The organism is Bradyrhizobium sp. BTAi1, assembly GCF_000015165.1.
Classification (GTDB): Bacteria; Pseudomonadota; Alphaproteobacteria; order Rhizobiales; family Xanthobacteraceae; genus Bradyrhizobium; species Bradyrhizobium denitrificans.
In genome coordinates, this window is record NC_009485.1 from 2788268 (window position 1) to 2805854 (window position 17587).

Consider the following 17587-nt stretch of genomic DNA (forward strand, 5'->3'; position numbering starts at 1 on the left):
GGCGCTGGTGTGCCCTGGCGCGCTCGGTCACATAGCCGGTCAAGCCGCCGAAGCAGCAGGGCGATCGCGCGTGCCGCGCGCCCTCGTGGACCTCGGTTGACGAGCCAGAAACAGCACCCAGGGAAGCAGAAGCGATGCCAACGACCGGCCGTGTCGACGTCCAGGCCTTTCTCGACGATCACCCGTTCTCCGCCTTTCAATGGCTGATCTTCGCCCTCGGCTTCAGCATCGTGCTGCTCGACGGCTTCGACACCGCGGCGATCGGCTTCATCGCGCCCTCGCTGTTGAAGGAGTGGGGCATCGAGAAGTCGGCGCTCGGACCCGTGCTGAGCGCGGCGCTGTTCGGGCTTGCCGCCGGCGCGCTGCTCGCCGGTCCCGTGGCGGACCGGCTCGGCCGCAAGCTGGTGCTGGTCGGCTCGGTCCTGGTCTTCGGCGTCGCCTGTCTCGTCTCGGCCTTCGCGACCAACCTGACGGAACTCACCGTGCTGCGCTTCGTCACCGGCCTCGGCCTCGGTGCGGCCATGCCCAACGCCGTGACGCTGCTCAGCGAGTACTGCCCGGGCCGGCTGCGCGCCACCATGACCAACCTGATGTTCTGCGGCTTTCCGCTGGGCGCGGCCTGCGGCGGCTTCCTCGCCGCCTGGATGATCCCGCAATGGGGCTGGCGCAGCGTGCTGGTGCTCGGCGGCGTCACGCCGCTGGTGCTGACCGTGCTGCTGATCGCGATCCTGCCGGAATCCGTGCATTACCTGCTGTCGCGCGGCGCCAGTGTCGAGCGTGTCCGCAAGGTGATGCGCCGGATCTCGCAGGCCGCGAACGATATCGGCCAGTTCGTGATGCTGGAGCCGGAGCATGCCGAGACGACGCGGCGCGTCAATGCGACCGGCATCGGCATGGTGCTGTCGCCGGTGCTGCGCATCGGCTCGCTGATGCTGTGGATCACCTATTTCATGGGGCTCGTGATCTTCTATTCGCTGATCAACTGGATGCCGATCCTGTTCAAGGATGTCGGGCTGAACCCGCAGACGGCGACGTTGATCTCGGCGCTGTTCCCGCTCGGCGGCGTCGGCGCGGTGTTCTTCGGCTTCCTGATGGACCGCTTCAACGCCAACCGCATCGTCGCGGTCGGCTATGCGCTGACCGCCGTGACGATCTTCCTGATCGGCCAGGCGGCCGGCAATATGGGCTTCCTGGTGGTGATCGTGTTCGTCGCCGGCGTCGTCATGAACACGGCGCAGTCGTCGCTGCCGGCGCTGGCGGCCGCCTTCTATCCGACCCAGGGCCGCGCCACCGGTGTCGCCTGGATGATGGGCATCGGCCGCTTCGGCGGTATTGCCGGCTCCTTCCTGGTCGCCGAATTGACCGCGAGGCATCTGACTTTCAGCGAGATTTTCACCGTGATCGCAGTTCCCGGCTTGATCGCGGCGCTCGCCCTTGTGGTAAAGCAGGTCGTGGGACCGGGAGGCCGCGCCAGCGGCAAGGATGTCGGCGCCCCCGTGGCGGCGCATTGAGCGGATCGTTGCTGAGCCGACCGTCGCTGGCTCGCGAGAAAATCTGAGGGAGAGACTGACGTGATCATCGACGTGCACGGCCATTACACGACGGCTCCGAAGGCGCTGGAAGAGTGGCGCAACCGGCAGATCGCGGGCATCAAGGACGCTTCCGTGATGCCGAAGGCCTCCGAGCTCAAGATCAGCGACGACGAACTGCGCGAGAGCATCGAGGCCAACCAGCTCAAGAAGATGAAGGAGCGCGGCAGCGACCTCACCATCTTCTCGCCGCGCGCGAGCTTCATGGCGCACCACATCGGCGACTTCCAGGTGTCCTCGACCTGGGCCGCGATTTGCAACGAGCTGTGCTACCGCGTCAGCAAGCTGTTCCCGGACCATTTCATCGGCGCCGCGATGCTGCCGCAGTCGCCCGGCGTCGACCCCAAGACCTGCATTCCCGAGCTGGAGAAGTGCGTCAAGGAGTACGGCTTCGTCGGAATCAACCTGAATCCGGATCCGTCGGGCGGTCACTGGACCTCGCCGCCGCTGTCCGACCGGCATTGGTATCCGATCTATGAGAAGATGGTCGAGCTGGACATTCCCGCGATGATCCACGTCTCGACCAGCTGCAACGCCTGTTTCCACACCACGGGCGCGCATTATCTCAATGCCGACACCACGGCGTTCATGCAGTGCCTGACCTCGGACCTGTTCAAGGACTTCCCGACCTTGAAGTTCCTGATCCCGCATGGCGGCGGCGCGGTGCCGTATCATTGGGGCCGGTTCCGTGGCCTCGCCCAGGAGCTCAAGAAGCCGCTGTTGAAGGATCATCTGCTCAACAACATCTTCTTCGACACCTGCGTCTATCACCAGCCCGGCATCGATCTGCTGACCGGCGTGATCCCGGTCGACAACATCCTGTTCGCGTCGGAGATGATCGGCGCCGTCCGCGGCATCGATCCGGAGACCGGCTTCTACTATGACGACACCAAGCGCTATATCGAGGCCGCCAAGCTGACCCCCGAGCAGCGCCACCAGATCTATGAAGGCAATGCGCGGCGCGTGTTCCCGCGGCTCGACGCCGCGTTGAAGGCCCAGGGCAAGTGATTTAGGACCATCGCGATGAGCACATCCATGAACAATCTCGGCATCGTCAAGACGAAGATCACCCGCGCCGACAAGGCGGCGGTCGAGAAGCTGTCCAAGTTCGGCGTCGCCACCATCCACGAGGCGATGGGCCGCGTCGGCCTGATGCAGTGCTACATGCGCCCGATCTACCCCACGGCGAAAATGTGCGGCACCGCGGTCACCGTGCTGCTGCAGCCCGGCGACAATTGGATGCTGCATGTCGCGGCTGAGCAGATCCAGCCCGGCGACGTCGTCGTCGCGGCCTGCACGGTCGAGAACACCGACGGCTTCTTCGGCGACCTGCTCGCCACCAGTTTTCGCGCCCGCGGCGCCCAGGGACTTGTGATCGACGGCGGCGTGCGTGACGTCGCCGACCTCACCGAGATGCAGTTCCCGGTATTCTCGCGCGCGATCTCGGCGCGCGGCACGGTCAAGGCGACGCTCGGCTCGGTCAACATCCCGATCGTCTGCGCCGGGGCGGCTGTCAATCCGGGCGACGTGATCGTCGCCGATGTCGACGGCATCGTCGTCGTGCCGGCCGCGGTCGCCCATCAGGCGGCCGATGCCGCCGCTGCGCGCGAGGCCAACGAGGCCGACAAGCGCGAGAAGCTGGCGTCGGGCGTGCTCGGTCTCGACATGTACAAGATGCGCGAGCCCTTGGCGAAGGCCGGGCTCAAATACATCGATTGATCGAGCATGACGGCGGCGTCCAACCAAAATCCTTCGAACCGATGGCATGTCGGGCTGATCGGCTACGGCGAGGTCGGCAAGATCCTCGCCGAGGATCTGCGCAAGGACGGCGTGCGCGTCTCTGCCTATGACGTCAAGCTGGAGGACTCGCGTGGTGATGCGTTGCGCAGCCACGCCGACGGCATCGGCGTGACGCTGGCGGCCTCGCATGCCGAACTGGCGGCGCAGGCCGACTTCATCGTCTCCGCGGTCACCGCGAGCCAGGACGTGGCGGTCGCCGAGGCCTGCGCTGTGACCATCAAGCCGGGTGCCTGGTTCCTCGATTTCAACTCGGCCTCGCCCGGCGCCAAGCAGCGCGCCGCCGCGCTGATCGATGGGGGAGGCGGGCGCTATGTCGAGGGCGCCGTCATGACCTCGGTGCCGCCCTATCGCATCAAGGTGCCGCTGCTGCTCGGTGGCGCTGGGGCGCGCGAGCTGGCGCCGCTGCTCAACGAGCTCGGCTTCGCCGCCAAGGCGGCCAGCGACAAGCTCGGCGTGGCCTCGGCGACCAAGATGTGCCGCAGCATCATGATCAAGGGCCTCGAGGCGATGGTGATCGAGAGCTTCACCACTGCGCGCGCCTACGGCGTCGAGGATGCGGTGATCGCCTCGCTGCAGGAGACGTTTCCCGGCATCGACTGGGAGAAGCAGGGCGCCTATTTCTTTCAGCGCGTGATCGAGCATGGCCGCCGCCGCGCCGAGGAGGTGCGGGAGGTCGCCGAGACCGTGCGTGATATCGGGCTGACGCCCTGGTCGGCGGAGGGGACCGCCGAGCGCCAGGCCTGGGTCGCCGATCTCGCCGATGACGGCCTGTTCGGTGCGCGTGGCACGAAAGAATTCGCGCGCAGCCCGGACTGGCGCACCGAGGCCGATCGCATTCTCAACAAGATCAAGTCCAAGGAGTAGGGAACCTCATGGAGTTCCAGAAGACCCCGGGATGGCTCGACTGGTACGACGGCCCGTCGAAGCCGCGCTTCAAGGTGCCGGCCGGATCCGTCGATGCGCATTGCCACGTGTTCGGCCCCGGCGCCGAATTTCCCTATGCGCCCGAGCGGAAGTACACGCCCTGCGACGCCTCCAAGCATCAGCTTTATGCCTTGCGCGACCATCTCGGCTTCGCCCGTAATGTCGTGGTGCAGGCGACCTGCCACGGCGCCGACAATCGCGCCATGGTCGATGCGCTCGTGCATTCCAACGGCAAGGCCCGCGGTGTCGCCACGGTGAAGCGCAGCGTCACCGACGCCGAGTTGCAGGCGATGCACGACGCCGGCGTGCGCGGCGTCCGCTTCAACTTCGTCAAGCGCCTGGTCGACTTCACGCCCAAGGACGAGCTGATCGAGATCGCCAACCGCATCAGCAAGCTCGGCTGGCATGTCGTGATCTATTTCGAGGCGGTCGACCTGCCGGAATTGTGGGACTTCTTCACCTCGCTGCCGACCACCGTGGTCGTCGACCACATGGGTCGCCCCGATGTCACCAAGCCGGTCGACGGTCCGGAGTTCGAGCTGTTCGTGAAGTTCATGCGCGAGCACCCAAACGTCTGGTCCAAGGTGAGCTGCCCGGAGCGTCTCTCGGTCAAGGGACCGCCGGCACTGAATGGCGAGCAGAACGCCTATCGTGACGTGGTGCCGTTTGCGAAGCGCATCGTCGAGACCTTCCCGGATCGCGTGCTGTGGGGCACCGACTGGCCGCATCCGAACCTGAAGGACCACATGCCGGATGACGGCCTGCTGGTCGATTTCATTCCGCATATCGCCGTCACCGCGGAGCTGCAGCACAAGCTCCTGGTCGACAACCCGATGCGGCTTTACTGGCCCGACGAATCCTGAAGGAGGGAAGCGATGTCGCTCGACAAACCCTATACCGACGTTCCCGGCACGACCATCTTCGACGCGGACATGTCGCGGATGGGCTATCACCTCAACCAGTTCTGCATGTCACTGATGAAGGCGGAGAACCGCGCCCGCTTCAAGGCCAATGAGCGCGCCTATCTCGACGAATGGCCGATGAGCGAGGAGCAGAAGCAGGCGGTGCTCGATCGTGACCTGAACCGCTGCATTGCGCTTGGCGGCAACATCTACTTCCTCGCCAAGATCGGTGCGACCGATGGCAAGAGCTTTCAGCAGATGGCCGGCAGCATGACCGGCATGACCGAAGAACAATACCGCGACATGATGGTGAAGGGCGGCCGCTCGCCTGAGGGCAACCGCTACACCGGGGAGAAGAAGTAAATGGCCAAGATCTCCGCAAGCGTTTTCACCTCGCACGTACCGGCGATCGGCGCGGCGCTCGACCTCGGCAAGACCGGCGAGGATTATTGGAAGCCGGTGTTCGCAGGCTACGACTTCGCCAAGCAGTGGGAAAAGGAGCAGAAGCCGGACGTCGTGTTCCTGGTCTTCAACGATCACGCGACCGCCTTCAGCCTGGAAATGATCCCGACCTTCGCGATCGGCACCGCCGCCGAGTATCAGCCGGCCGACGAGGGCTGGGGCCCGCGCCCCGTGCCGAAGGTAATCGGCCACCCGCGGCTCGCCGCGCATATCGCGCAGTCGGTGATCCAGGACGATTTCGATCTCACCATCGTCAACAAGATGGACGTCGACCACGGCCTCACCGTGCCGCTCAGCCTGATCTTCGGTCAGGTCGATGCGTGGCCGTGCCCGGTGATCCCGTTCGCCGTCAACGTCGTGCAATATCCGGTGCCGTCGGGCCGCCGCTGCTTCATGCTGGGCAAGGCGATCCGCAAGGCGATCGAGAGCTATGACGAGCCGCTCAACGTGCAGATCTGGGGCACCGGCGGCATGAGCCACCAGCTGCAGGGCCCGCGCGCGGGCCTGATCAATCGCGAATGGGACAATATGTTCCTGGATAAGCTCATCAACGATCCCGAAGGGCTCTCCAAGGTGCCGCATATCGACTACGTGCGCGAGGCCGGCAGCGAGGGCATCGAACTCGTGATGTGGCTGATCGCACGCGGCGCCATGAGCGACGTCAACGAGACCAAGAAGGGCAACGCGCCGACCGTGCGTCACCGCTTCTACCATGTGCCGGCCAGCAACACTGCGGTCGGCCATCTGATCCTGGAGAACAACTGATATGAGCAAGACCATCAAGGTCGCGCTTGCCGGCGCCGGCGCCTTCGGCATCAAGCATCTCGACGGCATCAAGAACATCGATGGCGTCGAGGTGGTGTCGCTGGTGGGGCGCCGCTTCGACCAGACCAAGGAAGTCGCCGACAAATACGGCATCAAGCACGTCTCGACCGAACTCGCCGACAGCCTGAAGCTGCCGGAGGTCGACGCCGTGATCCTCTGCACGCCGACGCAGATGCATGCGGCGCAGGCAATCGACTGCCTCAAGGCCGGCAAGCACGTCCAGGTCGAGATTCCGCTCGCGGATTCGCTGAAGGACGCGCAGCAGGTCGTCGAGCTGCAGAAGGAGACCAAGCTGGTCGCGATGTGCGGCCACACAAGGCGCTTCAACCCCAGCCATCAGTTCGTGCACAAGAAGATCAAGGCCGGCGAGTTCCACATCCAGCAGATGGACGTGCAGACCTACTTCTTCCGCCGCACCAACATGAATGCGCTGGGCCAGCCGCGCAGCTGGACCGATCATCTGCTGTGGCACCACGCCGCCCATACCGTCGACCTGTTCGCCTATCAGGCGGGCTCGCCGATTGTGAAGGCCAACGCGATCCAGGGACCGATCCACCCGACGCTGGGCATCGCCATGGACATGTCGATCCAGCTCAAGGCCGCCAACGGCGCGATCTGCACCCTGTCGCTGTCGTTCAACAATGACGGCCCGCTCGGCACCTTCTTCCGCTACATCGGCGACACCGGCACCTACATCGCCCGCTACGACGATCTGGTGAACGGCAAGGAGGAGAAGATCGACGTCTCCAAGGTCGACGTCTCCATGAACGGCATCGAGCTGCAGGACCGCGAGTTCTTCGCCGCGATCAAGGAGGGCCGCGAGCCCAACGCTTCGGTCGCCCAGGTGCTGCCCTGCTACCAGGTGCTGCACGATCTCGACGTGCAGCTCGCCAAGGGCTGACACGTTCGCCCTCCTCGCGCCACTGCGCGGGGAGGGTGCCTCCGGCGGGGGCTTGAAGAATCGCCGGCGAGCGTTGCGCCGGAGCGGCGGCTTCGCTTACCATCGGCTTCCGCAAGATGAGGCCGCCTTTGACCGTGCAATCGCCGCAACCCTTACCGACCGAGACCTTTACCGACGCCGCCGCCGCTGTGGCCCGCCTCGAAGAGATCTATGAGCGCAACACGGCGTATTTGCGCGGCCATTTCGAGGCCTATGCCAATGGCGTGGTGCCGGCGATGCGGATCCGGGCGACATATCCGTTCGTGCGCCTGACCACCGCGAGCCATGCCCGGCTGGACTCGCGGCTCGCCTACGGCTTCGTCGCGGGGCCTGGCGTGCACGAAACCAGCGTGACGCGGCCGGACCTGTTCCGCTCCTATCTCACCGAGCAGATCCGCCTCCTGATCGAAAATCACGGCGTGCCGGTCGAGATCGGCGAATCCGCCGAGCCGATCCCGGTGCATTTCGCCTATCGGCGCGACATCAACATCGAGACGGCGCTGCCGCATCACGAGAGCCCGCTGGTGACGCGTTCCCTGCGCGACGTGTTCGACGCGCCGGACCTCTCGACGATGGACGATGCAATCGCCGACGGCACGCTCGAGCTGAAGCCGGGCATGCCGGAGCCGCTGTCGCTGTTTCGCGCCGCGCGCGTCGACTACTCGCTGCGCCGGCTCTATCACTATACGGGCACGGATCCCGACCATTTCCAGAACTTCGTGATCTTCACCAACTACCAGTTCTACGTCGATGCGTTCGCCGATTGGTGCCGGCAGCAGTTGGTGGCCGGGCAGGGGGCAGCCGAGGCCTTCGTCGAGCCGGGCAACGTCATCACCCGTAATGCGCGTCTCGGTGGCGGCACGACGGGCTCCGCGCCGGCGCGCACGCCACAGATGCCGGCGCTTCACCTTGTCGAGCCCGGACATCAGGGCATCACTTTGATCAACATCGGCACCGGGCCGTCCAACGCGCGCAACGTCACCGACCACATCGCGGTGCTGCGGCCGCATGCCTGGCTGATGGTCGGCCATTGCGCAGGCCTGCGCAACACGCAGCGGCTCGGCGACTATGTGCTGGCGCACGGCTATGTCCGCGAGGATCACGTGCTTGACCAGGAGCTGCCGCCCTGGGTGCCGATCCCGGCGCTCGCCGAGGTGCAGGTCGCGCTCGAGGAGGCCGTGGAGACGGTCACCGGCTATTCCGGCTTCGAGCTGAAGCGGGTGATGCGCACCGGCACGGTGGCCAGCGTCGACAATCGCAACTGGGAGATCTCCGGTCCGGCCGTGATCCGGCGGCTGTCGCAGTCGCGCGCGATCGCGCTCGATATGGAATCGGCCACGATCGCCGCCAATGGCTATCGCTTCCGCGTGCCCTACGGCACCTTGCTCTGCGTCTCCGACAAGCCGCTGCATGGCGAGATCAAGCTCGCGGGCATGGCCAGCGACTTCTATCGCCAGCGCGTCGGCCAGCATCTCCAGATCGGCCTCAAGGCGCTGGAGCTCTTGAAGCACCAGGAGTCGGAGCGGCTGCATTCGCGGAAGCTACGCAGCTTCGCGGAAGTGGCGTTTCAGTAGCGGTTTGGACTCGGCCAAGACGACGAACAACAAGACCAACAAGAAAAAGAGAGAGATAATGCGAATCGGGCCGACACTCTTGACGGTTGCCATGCTCGTGTCCGGACAGGCTGCGAGCGCCGAGACGATGAAGGTGACATTGCTCGGAACGGGAACGCCGACGCCGCGCGTGAGCAGCTTCAGCGCGTCGACATTGATCGAGGCCGGCCCTGAAAAGCTGCTGTTCGACTTTGGCCGCGGCTCGACGATCAGGCTGTTTCAGAAACGGGTCGCTCTCGGCTCCATCACCGCGCATTTCATCACTCATTTGCACTCCGATCATCTCGTCGGGCTGCCGGACATGTGGCTGAGCGGCTGGATCGGAACGCCCTGGGCGTCGCGCAAGTCTCCCATGATCGTCTTTGGTCCCAAGGGAACGGTGGCGATGACCGAGAATTTGACCAAGGCGTTTGCCGAGGACATTCGGATTCGCGAGGACGACGAACATCTCCCTCCGGAGGGCGTCGCCTTCGTGGCCAAGGATATCGAGCCGGGACCGGTCTACGACAAGAACGGCGTCAAGGTGACGGCGATCGAGGTCAATCACGGTGAGAAGATCAAGCCATCCTTCGGTTACGTGATCGAGTATGACGGCAAGAAGGTGGTGCTCTCCGGCGATACCAAATACGACGAGCGGGTTGCCAACGCGGCGAAAGGCGCCGATCTCCTCGTTCACGAGGTTGCCGTGATCGAGCCGGAGCTGTCGAAGAGCTATCCGTCCTATCGCGACATCGAAGCGCACCACTCCTCGCCTGAGGAGGCGGGCAAGATCTTCTCGATCGCCGGCCCGAAGCTCGCGGTCTACTCGCATATCGTCTTCGCGACGTTGAAGCCCGTGCAGGACGTTCCCGAGGACATGCTGATTGCGCGGACGAGAACGACGTATCGCGGCCCGTTCGTGGTCGGTCACGACCTCGATTCGTTTACGATCGGAGACGATGTGCAGGGTGCGGATGCCAAGAATCAGCCGATCCAACCGCTGCGTTCCGACCAGTAGGCTGCTGGCGTCAACAAGCTGAGGGCAGCTCCGGTGCCGCTGGTTCTTCAACTGCCGCCGGGGTCCACGGCGGGCACTGCCGTACGATATCAGCGCGCCCAGCGTTGATCGAACGCCTGACGCGCCTGCTCGACCTCGGGCATCTTGGCGATGGTCCAGGCGTAGAGCGCGCGGAACGGCGGCTGCAGGGTGCGGCCGAGCGGCGTGATCTCGTATTGAACCGCCACGGGCGAGTCCGCGATCACCTCGCGCGAGACGAGGCCGTTACGCTCGAGACGGCGCAGGCACTGCGTCAGCGCCTTCTGGGTGACGCCTTCGAGCTGCTTCTTGATGGCGTTGAAGCGCAGCGGGCCGGAATCGAGCACGGCCAGCACCATCATCGACCATTTGTCGGCGATCTGGTCGATCAGCACCCGGCTCGGGCATTCCGACGAGAAGTGCTGCGGCTTGCAGCGCGGCGGGGTGGTTTCTGCATTCGGCGCGGCCGTCACGGCAGTGGTTTCCTCGGATATACCTGAGCGACTTCAGGTGCCTGATTGACTTCAGGTTTACGAAGTATACTGGAGCGGTTCCGAACGCAATGGAGCCTTCTGAATGTCCGATCTCGATACCAGCGTGCTGTTTCGTCCCTTCCGTCTGAAGACGCTGGAGCTGAAGAACCGCATCGTCATGGCGCCGATGACGCGCAACGCGGCGCCGAATGGCATTCCCGGCGAGGCCAACGTCGCCTATTACCGCCGCCGCGCTGAAGGCGGCGTGGGGCTGATCCTGACCGAGGGCACGGTGGTCAACCGCCCGGCCTCCAAGAACGAGCCCAACATTCCCTTCTTCCACGGTGATGCTGCGCTGGCCGGCTGGCAGAGCGTGGCGAGCGCCGTGCACGCCGCCGGTGGCCGCATCGCGCCGCAGATCTGGCACACCGGCTCGACCAAGGGCATGAGCCGCTGGGAGCCGGATGCGCCGGTGGAGAGCCCGTCGGGCCTGGTCGCGCCGGACAAGCCGCGCGGCAAGGTGATGACCGAGAACGACATCGCCGACACCGTCGCGGCGTTCGCGCAGGCCGCGGCCGACGCCAAGCGCACCGGCTTCGACACCGTCGAGATCCATGGCGCGCACGGCTATCTGATCGACCAGTTCTTCTGGTCCGGCACCAACAAGCGCGAGGACCGCTATGGCGGCGCTACCATCAAGGAGCGCTCGCGCTTTGCCGGCGAGATCGTCGCCGCCATCCGCAAGGCGGTCGGCCCGGACTTCCCGATCATCCTGCGCGTCAGCCAATGGAAGCAGCAGGACTACGCGGCGCGTCTCGCCGAGACGCCGGCCCTGATGGGCGACTGGCTGCAGCCGCTGGTCGATGCCGGCGTCGACATCCTGCACTGCTCGCAGCGGCGCTTCTGGGAACCGGAATTCCCGGAGATCGACGGCGAGAAGGGCCTGAACTTCGCCGGCTGGGCGAAGAAGATCACGGGCGCGGCCACCATCAGCGTCGGCTCTGTCGGCCTGTCCGGGGACTTCTTCTCGGCGTTTGCCGGCAAGCCGTCGACGACGGCCGATCTCGACGCATTGCTGGAGCGCATGGCCAAGGACGAATTCGATCTCATCGCGGTCGGCCGCGTGCTGATCAGCGATGCCGACTGGGTCGCCAAGATCAAGGCCGGCGACAAGTCCAGCCTCAAGGGCTTCAACGCCGCGGATCTCGGCGCGCTGGTTTGAGCTGCATCCTTGCTGGTTGATATTGTCGATTCGTGTCCTCCTCTCGCAGCGTGGATGACCTTCACTGCTAGTGGAACTCGATGAGTGGAGACTTGCTCGGTGCACCCTCTCCCCTTGCGGGAGAGGGTGCCGGAGATGCGAAGCATCGGAGGCGGGTGAGGGGTCTTCATCCGCACGGGAGCTCGCGGAGAGAGACCCCTCACCCGGCTCGCATTTCGCTGCGCTCATGCGATCCACCCTCTCCCACAAGGGGAGAGGGTGCACCGTCCTTGCCGCTCGATTGTTCGTTTCCTCTCTCTCTTGCTTTGTTTCTTGCCGTCCCTCGTCATCTGTCGTGGGCGATAGTTTGTAGATGCGGAGACGAAACGACTGTCATCGCGCAGTCTCCGATCCCTCTCCCAACTAATGCACCGTCAGCTCCAGATACATCGGGCTGCGGAAGGTCGATGACGGCATCCAGGGCAGCTGCTCCTGGGTCCGGCGATACTCCGGCACGACCTTGTGAAGTTCGTCGAAGGCTATTCTGATCGCCATGCGCGCGATCGCGCTGCCGAGGCAGGCGTGCACGCCGCCGCCGAAGCCGAAATGGCCGCGCGGCTTGCGCGTGATGTCGTAGACATCGGGATTGGGAAACTGCCGTTCGTCGCGATTGGCGGAGCCGTAAGCGAGGCAGACGAAGTCGCCTTCGCGCATGGTCTGGCCATGCAGGGTGACGTCCTTCTGCAGGCAGCGGCGGAAGCGCTGGGCCGAGGTGTTGAAGCGCAGCGACTCTTCCACCGCGTCGGCCAGGAGATCGGGATTGGCGACCACGGCCCGGCGCGCGTCAGGGTGATCGGCAAGATTGTAGGCGAGCATGCTCATGAAGCCGCCGAGCGACTCGATGCCAGCCATGATCAAGGTCGTCGTCGTCAGCAGCACCTCGCGCTCGTCGAGCCTGTCGCCATCGATCTCGGCCATGCTGAAATGCGAGATCAGATCGTTCTGCGGCCGCGCGCGGCGCTCGGCGATGACGCCCGCCGCATAGTCCTGCATCCAATTATAGGCGGCGATGTGCTGCGGACCCTTGGCGCGGCTCACCGGATCGCTCTGCACCATCAGCACCGCCTTGTCGCGCACCGTCTGCTCGTCGCCGAGCGGCAGGCCAAGCGCGGCGAACAGCACGCGCACGGTGAATTTCGAGGAGAACGCCTCGATGAAGTCGAAGCGCTCCTGGCCGCGCAGCGCCTCGGCACTGGCGCGTGCGATGTCGCGGATCGGGCCGGACAGGCTTTCCAGATTGCGCTTCATGAAAGCGTGCTGAACCAGGCCGCGCAGCCGGTCGTGGCGCGGCGGGTCGGTCGTGCCGAGCGTCGCGCCGGCGCGGTTCGGCAGCTCGGTCATCAGGTTGCCCTTGGCCGAGGAATAAGTCTGCCAGTTGGTGCCGGCCGCCGCGACATCGGCGTAGCGCGACAGGATCCACATCTGCGCTTGCTGGCTCCAGAAGCAGGGATGCGCGTCGCGCAAGGTCTTGTAGAACGGGAACGGGTCGGCATCGACCGCAGCCGAATACGGGTCGAACGTGAACATCTCGGGGCCTCCTCTCCATTGAGTGTGGTCGTTGTTGTTCTTGTCACGAACCTATCCGAGCCACGGGCGCCGCGTGAGACACGAACGCCGGTCAAGACTTGTACTTTTCCGACATTCGGGTTTAGCTCCCGATCATGCCGCGCTTTCGCACCAAGCCGTCGATCCCTGCCTTTGCGCTGTATGGCGAGGCCTCCGCCGCGCAGCCGGACATGCTGCATATCGAGCCGATCCAGGTGCGCAGCCGGCTCTATCGCTGGGAGATCGAGGCCCACACCCATCAGGGTCTGCACCAGATCCTCTGGGTCGGCTCCGGCCCCGCCGAGATCGCCTTGGACGAAAGCCGCGAGCGTTGCACCGGCCCGGTCGCGGTGATCATCCCGCCCGGCGTGGTCCACGCCTTCCGCTTCTCGCGCGAGACCGACGGCTTCGTCCTCACGTTCAATCCGCGCGCCGTGGTCGAGGGCGATGTGCCGGCGACGGGCGAGGCGCTGCGCGATCTGTTTGCAACGCCGCAAATCCTGCATCTCGAGCCCAAGGCCGTCGCGACGGGCCGCATCGGCGCGCTGCTCGTCGACCTCGCCGATGAGTTCGCTGCCGCGGATTCCGCAGCCTCGCCGGTGCCGCATTGGCTTGGGCGCTCGATCGTTTGGCGACTGGCGCAGCAGAGCGCGCGGCAGTCGCAGGGCGCGCGGCGCGGCAGCGGGCATGCGGCGCTGTTCACCCGGTTCATCGTGCTGGTCGAGGCGCACCACCGCGACCACTGGTCGGTGGCGCGCTATGCCGACGAGCTCGGCATGACGCCGGAGCGGCTGAACCGTCTGACGCGGGCCGAAACCGGCCAGTCCGCGCTGGACATCGTGCATGCGCGGCTCGCCCGCGAGGCCTGCCGGCGGCTCACTTATATTGCAGCGCCGGTGTCCAAGCTGGCGTTCGAGCTCGGCTTCAAGGACCCGGCCTATTTCTGCCGCTTCTTCAAGCGCCATACGGGGGCCAGTCCGCGCGACTACCGCCGCGCGATGGGCGTTTCGACCGAGGCCGGAGCAGCCGGCTGATCCGGCTGGGTCTGGATACCGCTGCGCTATTCCGGCGCGATGCCGGAAAAGTGCAAGAGAATGCTGCGTCCATCCAAGTGGACGAGCGCAATCCTTGATAAATTCCGCGACTGAAAAGCAAACCCAAAAATCGGCCCTTCGCGAATCCGGGAGAGATGCCTCATGAAAGTCCAAGTCTGTATCATCGGCGGCGGCCCCTCAGGCCTGATGCTGTCGCAGCTCCTGCACCTGCAGGGGATCGATACGATCATCCTCGAAAAGTCCAGCCGCGACTACGTGCTGTCGCGCATCCGTGCCGGCGTGCTCGAGCACGGTTTCGCCAAGCTGATGCGCGAAGCGCAGTGCGGCGAGCGCATGGACCGCGAGGGCGAGATCCATCACGGTTTCTACATCGCCCATGACGGCAAACTCGACCGCGTCGACCTGCACAAATATTCCGGCGGCAATTCGGTGATGGTCTACGGCCAGACCGAACTGACCCGTGATCTCTATGAGGCGCGCGACAGGCTTGGCGGCAAGGTCGTGCACAATGCCCACGACGTGACCCCGCACGACATCGCCTCCGACGCGCCTTACGTGACCTACCGAAGCGGCGACGAGCTGATCCGCGTCGACTGCGACTACATCATCGGCGCCGACGGCTTTCACGGTGTCAGCCGCAAGTCGATCCCGCAGGACAAGATCAAGGAATATGAGCGGGTCTATCCGTTCGGCTGGCTCGGCGTGCTCTCCCGCACCAAGCCGGTGTCGCCGGAGCTGATCTACGCCAAGCACGAGCGCGGCTTCGCTTTGTGCTCGCTGCGCTCCCAGGTGCTGAGCCGCTACTACATCCAGGTGCCGCTCACCGACAAGGTCGAGGATTGGAGCGACGACGCGTTCTGGGAGGAGCTGAAGCTGCGGCTGCCGGCGGAGATCGCGGCCAAGCTGATCACCGGGCCGTCGATCGAGAAGAGCATCGCGCCGCTGCGTAGCTTCGTCGCCGAGCCGATGCGCTACGGCCGGATGTTCCTCGCCGGCGATGCTGCGCACATCGTGCCGCCGACCGGCGCGCGCGGGCTGAACTCGGCTGCGTCCGACATCTATTATCTCTACCACGCGCTGGTCGATCACTACAAAAAGGGCGACGACCGCGGTATCGACGGCTATTCGCAGCGCGCCTTGGCGCGGATCTGGAAGGCGCAGCGCTTCTCCTGGTGGATGACGACCCTGCTGCATCGTTTCCCCGATCGCCTGCCCTATGAAGACAAGCTGCAGGACACAGAGTTCGCCTATCTGTTCTCCTCCGAGGCCGCGCAGCGGTCGCTCGCAGAGAACTATGTCGGGCTGCCGTTCTAGACATCGCTCTGCTAGAACACGACCAGTGAATCCGCGCCGCGACGGCGCGGATTCGAGATCCCGGCTCAACGGGACGGACAGGTGAGGAAGCGACATGACGACATTCACGAGCTGGCCGCATGCGAGCGCGCTCGCCGGCCTGTTGACGCTGACGACGATCGGTTCCGCGGGCGCTGCGGCCCTGGTCGGCGACGCCACGGCGACCTGCAGCGGCTTGGCAAGTCTCTCCGATGGCGCGATGCGGATCGACAGCGCCGCCATGCAGGCGCCGTCGCAACTGACCGTGGCGGAGAAGGCCGGATCGCCGGCGGCGCGGGTTGCGCCCGCAAATCCGGCGTTCTGCAAGGTGCTCGGCCATATCGCGCCGAGGGATCCGGCGGCACCGCCGATCAAATTCGAGGTCAATCTGCCGACCGACTGGAACGGGCGCGCGTTGCAATACGGCGGCGGCGGCTTCAACGGCGTGCTGATCACCGGTCTCGGCCTGCCGCCGGCCTATCCGTTCGACAAGGCCTCGCCGCTCGCGCGCGGCTTCGTCACCTACGGCACCGACTCCGGCCACGAATCCAAGCAAGGCGAGCCGCCGCAGACCTTTGCGCTCAACGACGAGGCGTTCGAGAATTTCGCCCATGTCGCCTACAAGAAGGTGCGCGATGCGGCGGTCGGCATCGTCAAGCGTGCCTATGGCAAGGCGCCCGACAAGATGTACTTCATGGGCTCGTCGGAGGGCGGCCGCGAGGCGCTGACCATGGCGCAGCGCTACCCGGACGATTTCGACGGCATCTTCGCCCGCGTGCCGGTCATCAACTGGGTCGGGCTGCAGCATGCCGGCACGCGCGGCGGGCTGGTGACGATGGGCGAGGGCTGGATCAGCCCGGCGCAGGTCAAGCTGGTGGCGGACGCGGTGCGCAAGACCTGCGACAAGGCTGATGGCGCCGAGGATGGCCTTGTCGCGGATGCCGTCGGCTGCAAGGCAAGCTTCAAGCCCGAGAGCCTGCGCTGTCCCGACGGCAACAGCGGCGATGCCTGCCTGAGCGATGCGCAGGTGAAGGCGATCGCGACCTTGCATGCACCTTACACATTCTCGTTTCCGCTGGCCAACGGCCTCGATGACTATCCGGGATGGGGTATCTCCGGCGAGGACACCGAGGGCTTCGCCTCGGCCGGCGGCTGGATCTCGTGGTGGCTCGGCAAGGCGGCGCCGACGCAGCCGCCGACACAAGCGAACGGCATCGCCTGGGTGTTCGGCGCCGGCGGCACGCAATATGTGTTTGCCAGGGATCCCAAGCTCGACGTCACCAGATATCGCCCGGAGGATTACAAGGACCGCCTGCTGCAGGTCTCGCAGCTGATGGACTCCACCAATCCGGATTTGAGCCGCTTCCGCGCGCGGGGCGGCCGGCTCGTGATCCTCGAGCACATGGCCGACTACGCGCAGAGCCCTTACGCCGGCATCCGCTATTTCGAGGCGGTCGAGCGCAAGCTCGGCAAGGCCGAGACGGCGGAGTTCGCGCGGCTCTACACGGCGCCGGGCGTCGATCATGTCGGCAATGGCGCGCCGGCCAATGTCGACATGCTGAGTGTGCTGGTCGACTGGGTCGAGAGCGGCAAGGCGCCGGGCGATCTGGAAGTCGTCGAGCAGACGATCGAAGCGCCCGCGTTCACCGTCACACGCAGCCTGCCGCTGTGCCGCTGGCCCTCCTGGCCGCGCTACAAGACGGGCCCGGTCGCGCAGGCCGCGAGCTTCAGCTGCACGCCGTAGTCGTTTGAGGAGGGACGAGGGCCTTCGGATAATGCAGGCTCTCTCCTCCGTCATCGCATCTCTCCGTCGTCGTTGCGGGCGCAGCGATGCGTGGTGAGACGGAATGT

16 protein-coding genes are annotated in these 17587 nt (G+C 65.3%); 14 read left to right on the plus strand and 2 right to left on the minus strand.

All coding sequences use genetic code 11. From position 1 onward, the window contains the following. Positions 1-134 precede the first annotated feature (134 nt). The 10 genes from BBTA_RS12545 to BBTA_RS12590 all read left to right on the plus strand — a co-directional run bounded on the left by BBTA_RS12545 (position 135) and on the right by BBTA_RS12590 (position 10052). Positions 135-1511: an MFS transporter gene (locus tag BBTA_RS12545; RefSeq protein WP_012042859.1), complete on the plus strand. Its 1377-nt coding sequence runs from the start codon at positions 135-137 to the stop codon at positions 1509-1511. Between the two features lie 60 nt (positions 1512-1571). Next, positions 1572-2597, plus strand: coding sequence for an amidohydrolase family protein (locus BBTA_RS12550; protein WP_012042860.1), 1026 nt, complete (start codon positions 1572-1574; stop codon positions 2595-2597). A gap of 15 nt (positions 2598-2612) precedes the next feature. Further along, the gene (ligK, locus tag BBTA_RS12555; RefSeq protein WP_201767757.1) at positions 2613-3308 is read left to right on the plus strand and encodes a 4-carboxy-4-hydroxy-2-oxoadipate aldolase/oxaloacetate decarboxylase; all 696 of its coding nucleotides are present in this window, start codon (positions 2613-2615) and stop codon (positions 3306-3308) included. A gap of 6 nt (positions 3309-3314) precedes the next feature. Then, positions 3315-4253, plus strand: coding sequence for an NAD(P)-dependent oxidoreductase (locus tag BBTA_RS12560; protein ID WP_012042862.1), 939 nt, complete (start codon positions 3315-3317; stop codon positions 4251-4253). Between the two features lie 8 nt (positions 4254-4261). After that, positions 4262-5176 (plus strand): amidohydrolase family protein, encoded by a 915-nt coding sequence (locus tag BBTA_RS12565; RefSeq protein WP_012042863.1) that lies wholly within the window; start codon positions 4262-4264, stop codon positions 5174-5176. A gap of 12 nt (positions 5177-5188) precedes the next feature. Continuing rightward, a complete protein-coding gene (gene ligA, locus BBTA_RS12570; RefSeq protein WP_012042864.1) occupies positions 5189-5578 on the plus strand; it encodes a protocatechuate 4,5-dioxygenase subunit alpha in 390 nt (129 codons plus the stop codon). Beyond that, positions 5579-6442, plus strand: a complete 864-nt coding sequence (locus BBTA_RS12575) for a class III extradiol dioxygenase subunit beta (protein ID WP_012042865.1) — start codon at positions 5579-5581, stop codon at positions 6440-6442. Position 6443: 1 nt separating this feature from the next. After that, on the plus strand, positions 6444-7403 hold the full coding sequence (locus tag BBTA_RS12580) for a Gfo/Idh/MocA family oxidoreductase (RefSeq protein WP_012042866.1): 960 nt from the start codon (positions 6444-6446) through the stop codon (positions 7401-7403). A gap of 116 nt (positions 7404-7519) precedes the next feature. Beyond that, the gene (locus tag BBTA_RS12585; RefSeq protein ID WP_085972604.1) at positions 7520-9016 is read left to right on the plus strand and encodes an AMP nucleosidase; all 1497 of its coding nucleotides are present in this window, start codon (positions 7520-7522) and stop codon (positions 9014-9016) included. Between the two features lie 91 nt (positions 9017-9107). Further along, complete coding sequence (locus BBTA_RS12590) at positions 9108-10052, plus strand: MBL fold metallo-hydrolase (RefSeq protein ID WP_244424413.1); 945 nt, start codon at positions 9108-9110, stop codon at positions 10050-10052. A gap of 89 nt (positions 10053-10141) precedes the next feature. Here BBTA_RS12590 and BBTA_RS12595 read toward each other — a convergent pair whose 3' ends face one another. Then, positions 10142-10465, minus strand: a complete 324-nt coding sequence (locus BBTA_RS12595; RefSeq protein WP_041751412.1) for a helix-turn-helix domain-containing protein — start codon at positions 10463-10465, stop codon at positions 10142-10144. A gap of 181 nt (positions 10466-10646) precedes the next feature. On the opposite strand from BBTA_RS12595, the gene BBTA_RS12600 reads away from it, so the two are divergent. Further along, positions 10647-11765, plus strand: coding sequence for an NADH:flavin oxidoreductase (locus BBTA_RS12600; protein ID WP_012042870.1), 1119 nt, complete (start codon positions 10647-10649; stop codon positions 11763-11765). 402 nt (positions 11766-12167) lie between these two features. Here BBTA_RS12600 and BBTA_RS12605 read toward each other — a convergent pair whose 3' ends face one another. Continuing rightward, positions 12168-13331, minus strand: a complete 1164-nt coding sequence (locus BBTA_RS12605; protein WP_012042871.1) for a cytochrome P450 — start codon at positions 13329-13331, stop codon at positions 12168-12170. Between the two features lie 134 nt (positions 13332-13465). On the opposite strand from BBTA_RS12605, the gene BBTA_RS12610 reads away from it, so the two are divergent. The 3 genes from BBTA_RS12610 (at position 13466) to BBTA_RS12620 (ending at position 17480) form a co-directional block, all read left to right on the plus strand. Next, positions 13466-14383 (plus strand): helix-turn-helix domain-containing protein, encoded by a 918-nt coding sequence (locus BBTA_RS12610; protein ID WP_012042872.1) that lies wholly within the window; start codon positions 13466-13468, stop codon positions 14381-14383. Between the two features lie 162 nt (positions 14384-14545). Next, on the plus strand, positions 14546-15718 hold the full coding sequence (gene pobA, locus BBTA_RS12615) for a 4-hydroxybenzoate 3-monooxygenase (RefSeq protein WP_012042873.1): 1173 nt from the start codon (positions 14546-14548) through the stop codon (positions 15716-15718). A gap of 94 nt (positions 15719-15812) precedes the next feature. Next, the gene (locus BBTA_RS12620) at positions 15813-17480 is read left to right on the plus strand and encodes a tannase/feruloyl esterase family alpha/beta hydrolase (protein ID WP_012042874.1); all 1668 of its coding nucleotides are present in this window, start codon (positions 15813-15815) and stop codon (positions 17478-17480) included. Positions 17481-17587 lie beyond the last annotated feature (107 nt).

Bases quoted from the DNA above. Each gene is read 5' to 3' on its own strand.
- BBTA_RS12600 (WP_012042870.1), top strand. From the start codon at position 10,647: ATGTCCGATCTCGATACCAGCGTGCTGTTTCGTCCCTTCCGTCTGAAG.
- BBTA_RS12545 (WP_012042859.1), top strand. From the start codon at position 135: ATGCCAACGACCGGCCGTGTCGACGTCCAGGCCTTTCTCGACGATCAC.
- BBTA_RS12585 (WP_085972604.1), top strand. From the start codon at position 7,520: ATGAGGCCGCCTTTGACCGTGCAATCGCCGCAACCCTTACCGACCGAG.
- ligA (WP_012042864.1), top strand. From the start codon at position 5,189: ATGTCGCTCGACAAACCCTATACCGACGTTCCCGGCACGACCATCTTC.
- BBTA_RS12620 (WP_012042874.1), top strand. From the start codon at position 15,813: ATGACGACATTCACGAGCTGGCCGCATGCGAGCGCGCTCGCCGGCCTG.
- BBTA_RS12605 (WP_012042871.1), bottom strand. From the start codon at position 13,331: ATGTTCACGTTCGACCCGTATTCGGCTGCGGTCGATGCCGACCCGTTC.
- BBTA_RS12590 (WP_244424413.1), top strand. From the start codon at position 9,108: ATGCTCGTGTCCGGACAGGCTGCGAGCGCCGAGACGATGAAGGTGACA.
- pobA (WP_012042873.1), top strand. From the start codon at position 14,546: ATGAAAGTCCAAGTCTGTATCATCGGCGGCGGCCCCTCAGGCCTGATG.
- BBTA_RS12580 (WP_012042866.1), top strand. From the start codon at position 6,444: ATGAGCAAGACCATCAAGGTCGCGCTTGCCGGCGCCGGCGCCTTCGGC.
- BBTA_RS12575 (WP_012042865.1), top strand. From the start codon at position 5,579: ATGGCCAAGATCTCCGCAAGCGTTTTCACCTCGCACGTACCGGCGATC.
- BBTA_RS12610 (WP_012042872.1), top strand. From the start codon at position 13,466: ATGCCGCGCTTTCGCACCAAGCCGTCGATCCCTGCCTTTGCGCTGTAT.
- BBTA_RS12565 (WP_012042863.1), top strand. From the start codon at position 4,262: ATGGAGTTCCAGAAGACCCCGGGATGGCTCGACTGGTACGACGGCCCG.
- ligK (WP_201767757.1), top strand. From the start codon at position 2,613: ATGAGCACATCCATGAACAATCTCGGCATCGTCAAGACGAAGATCACC.
- BBTA_RS12560 (WP_012042862.1), top strand. From the start codon at position 3,315: ATGACGGCGGCGTCCAACCAAAATCCTTCGAACCGATGGCATGTCGGG.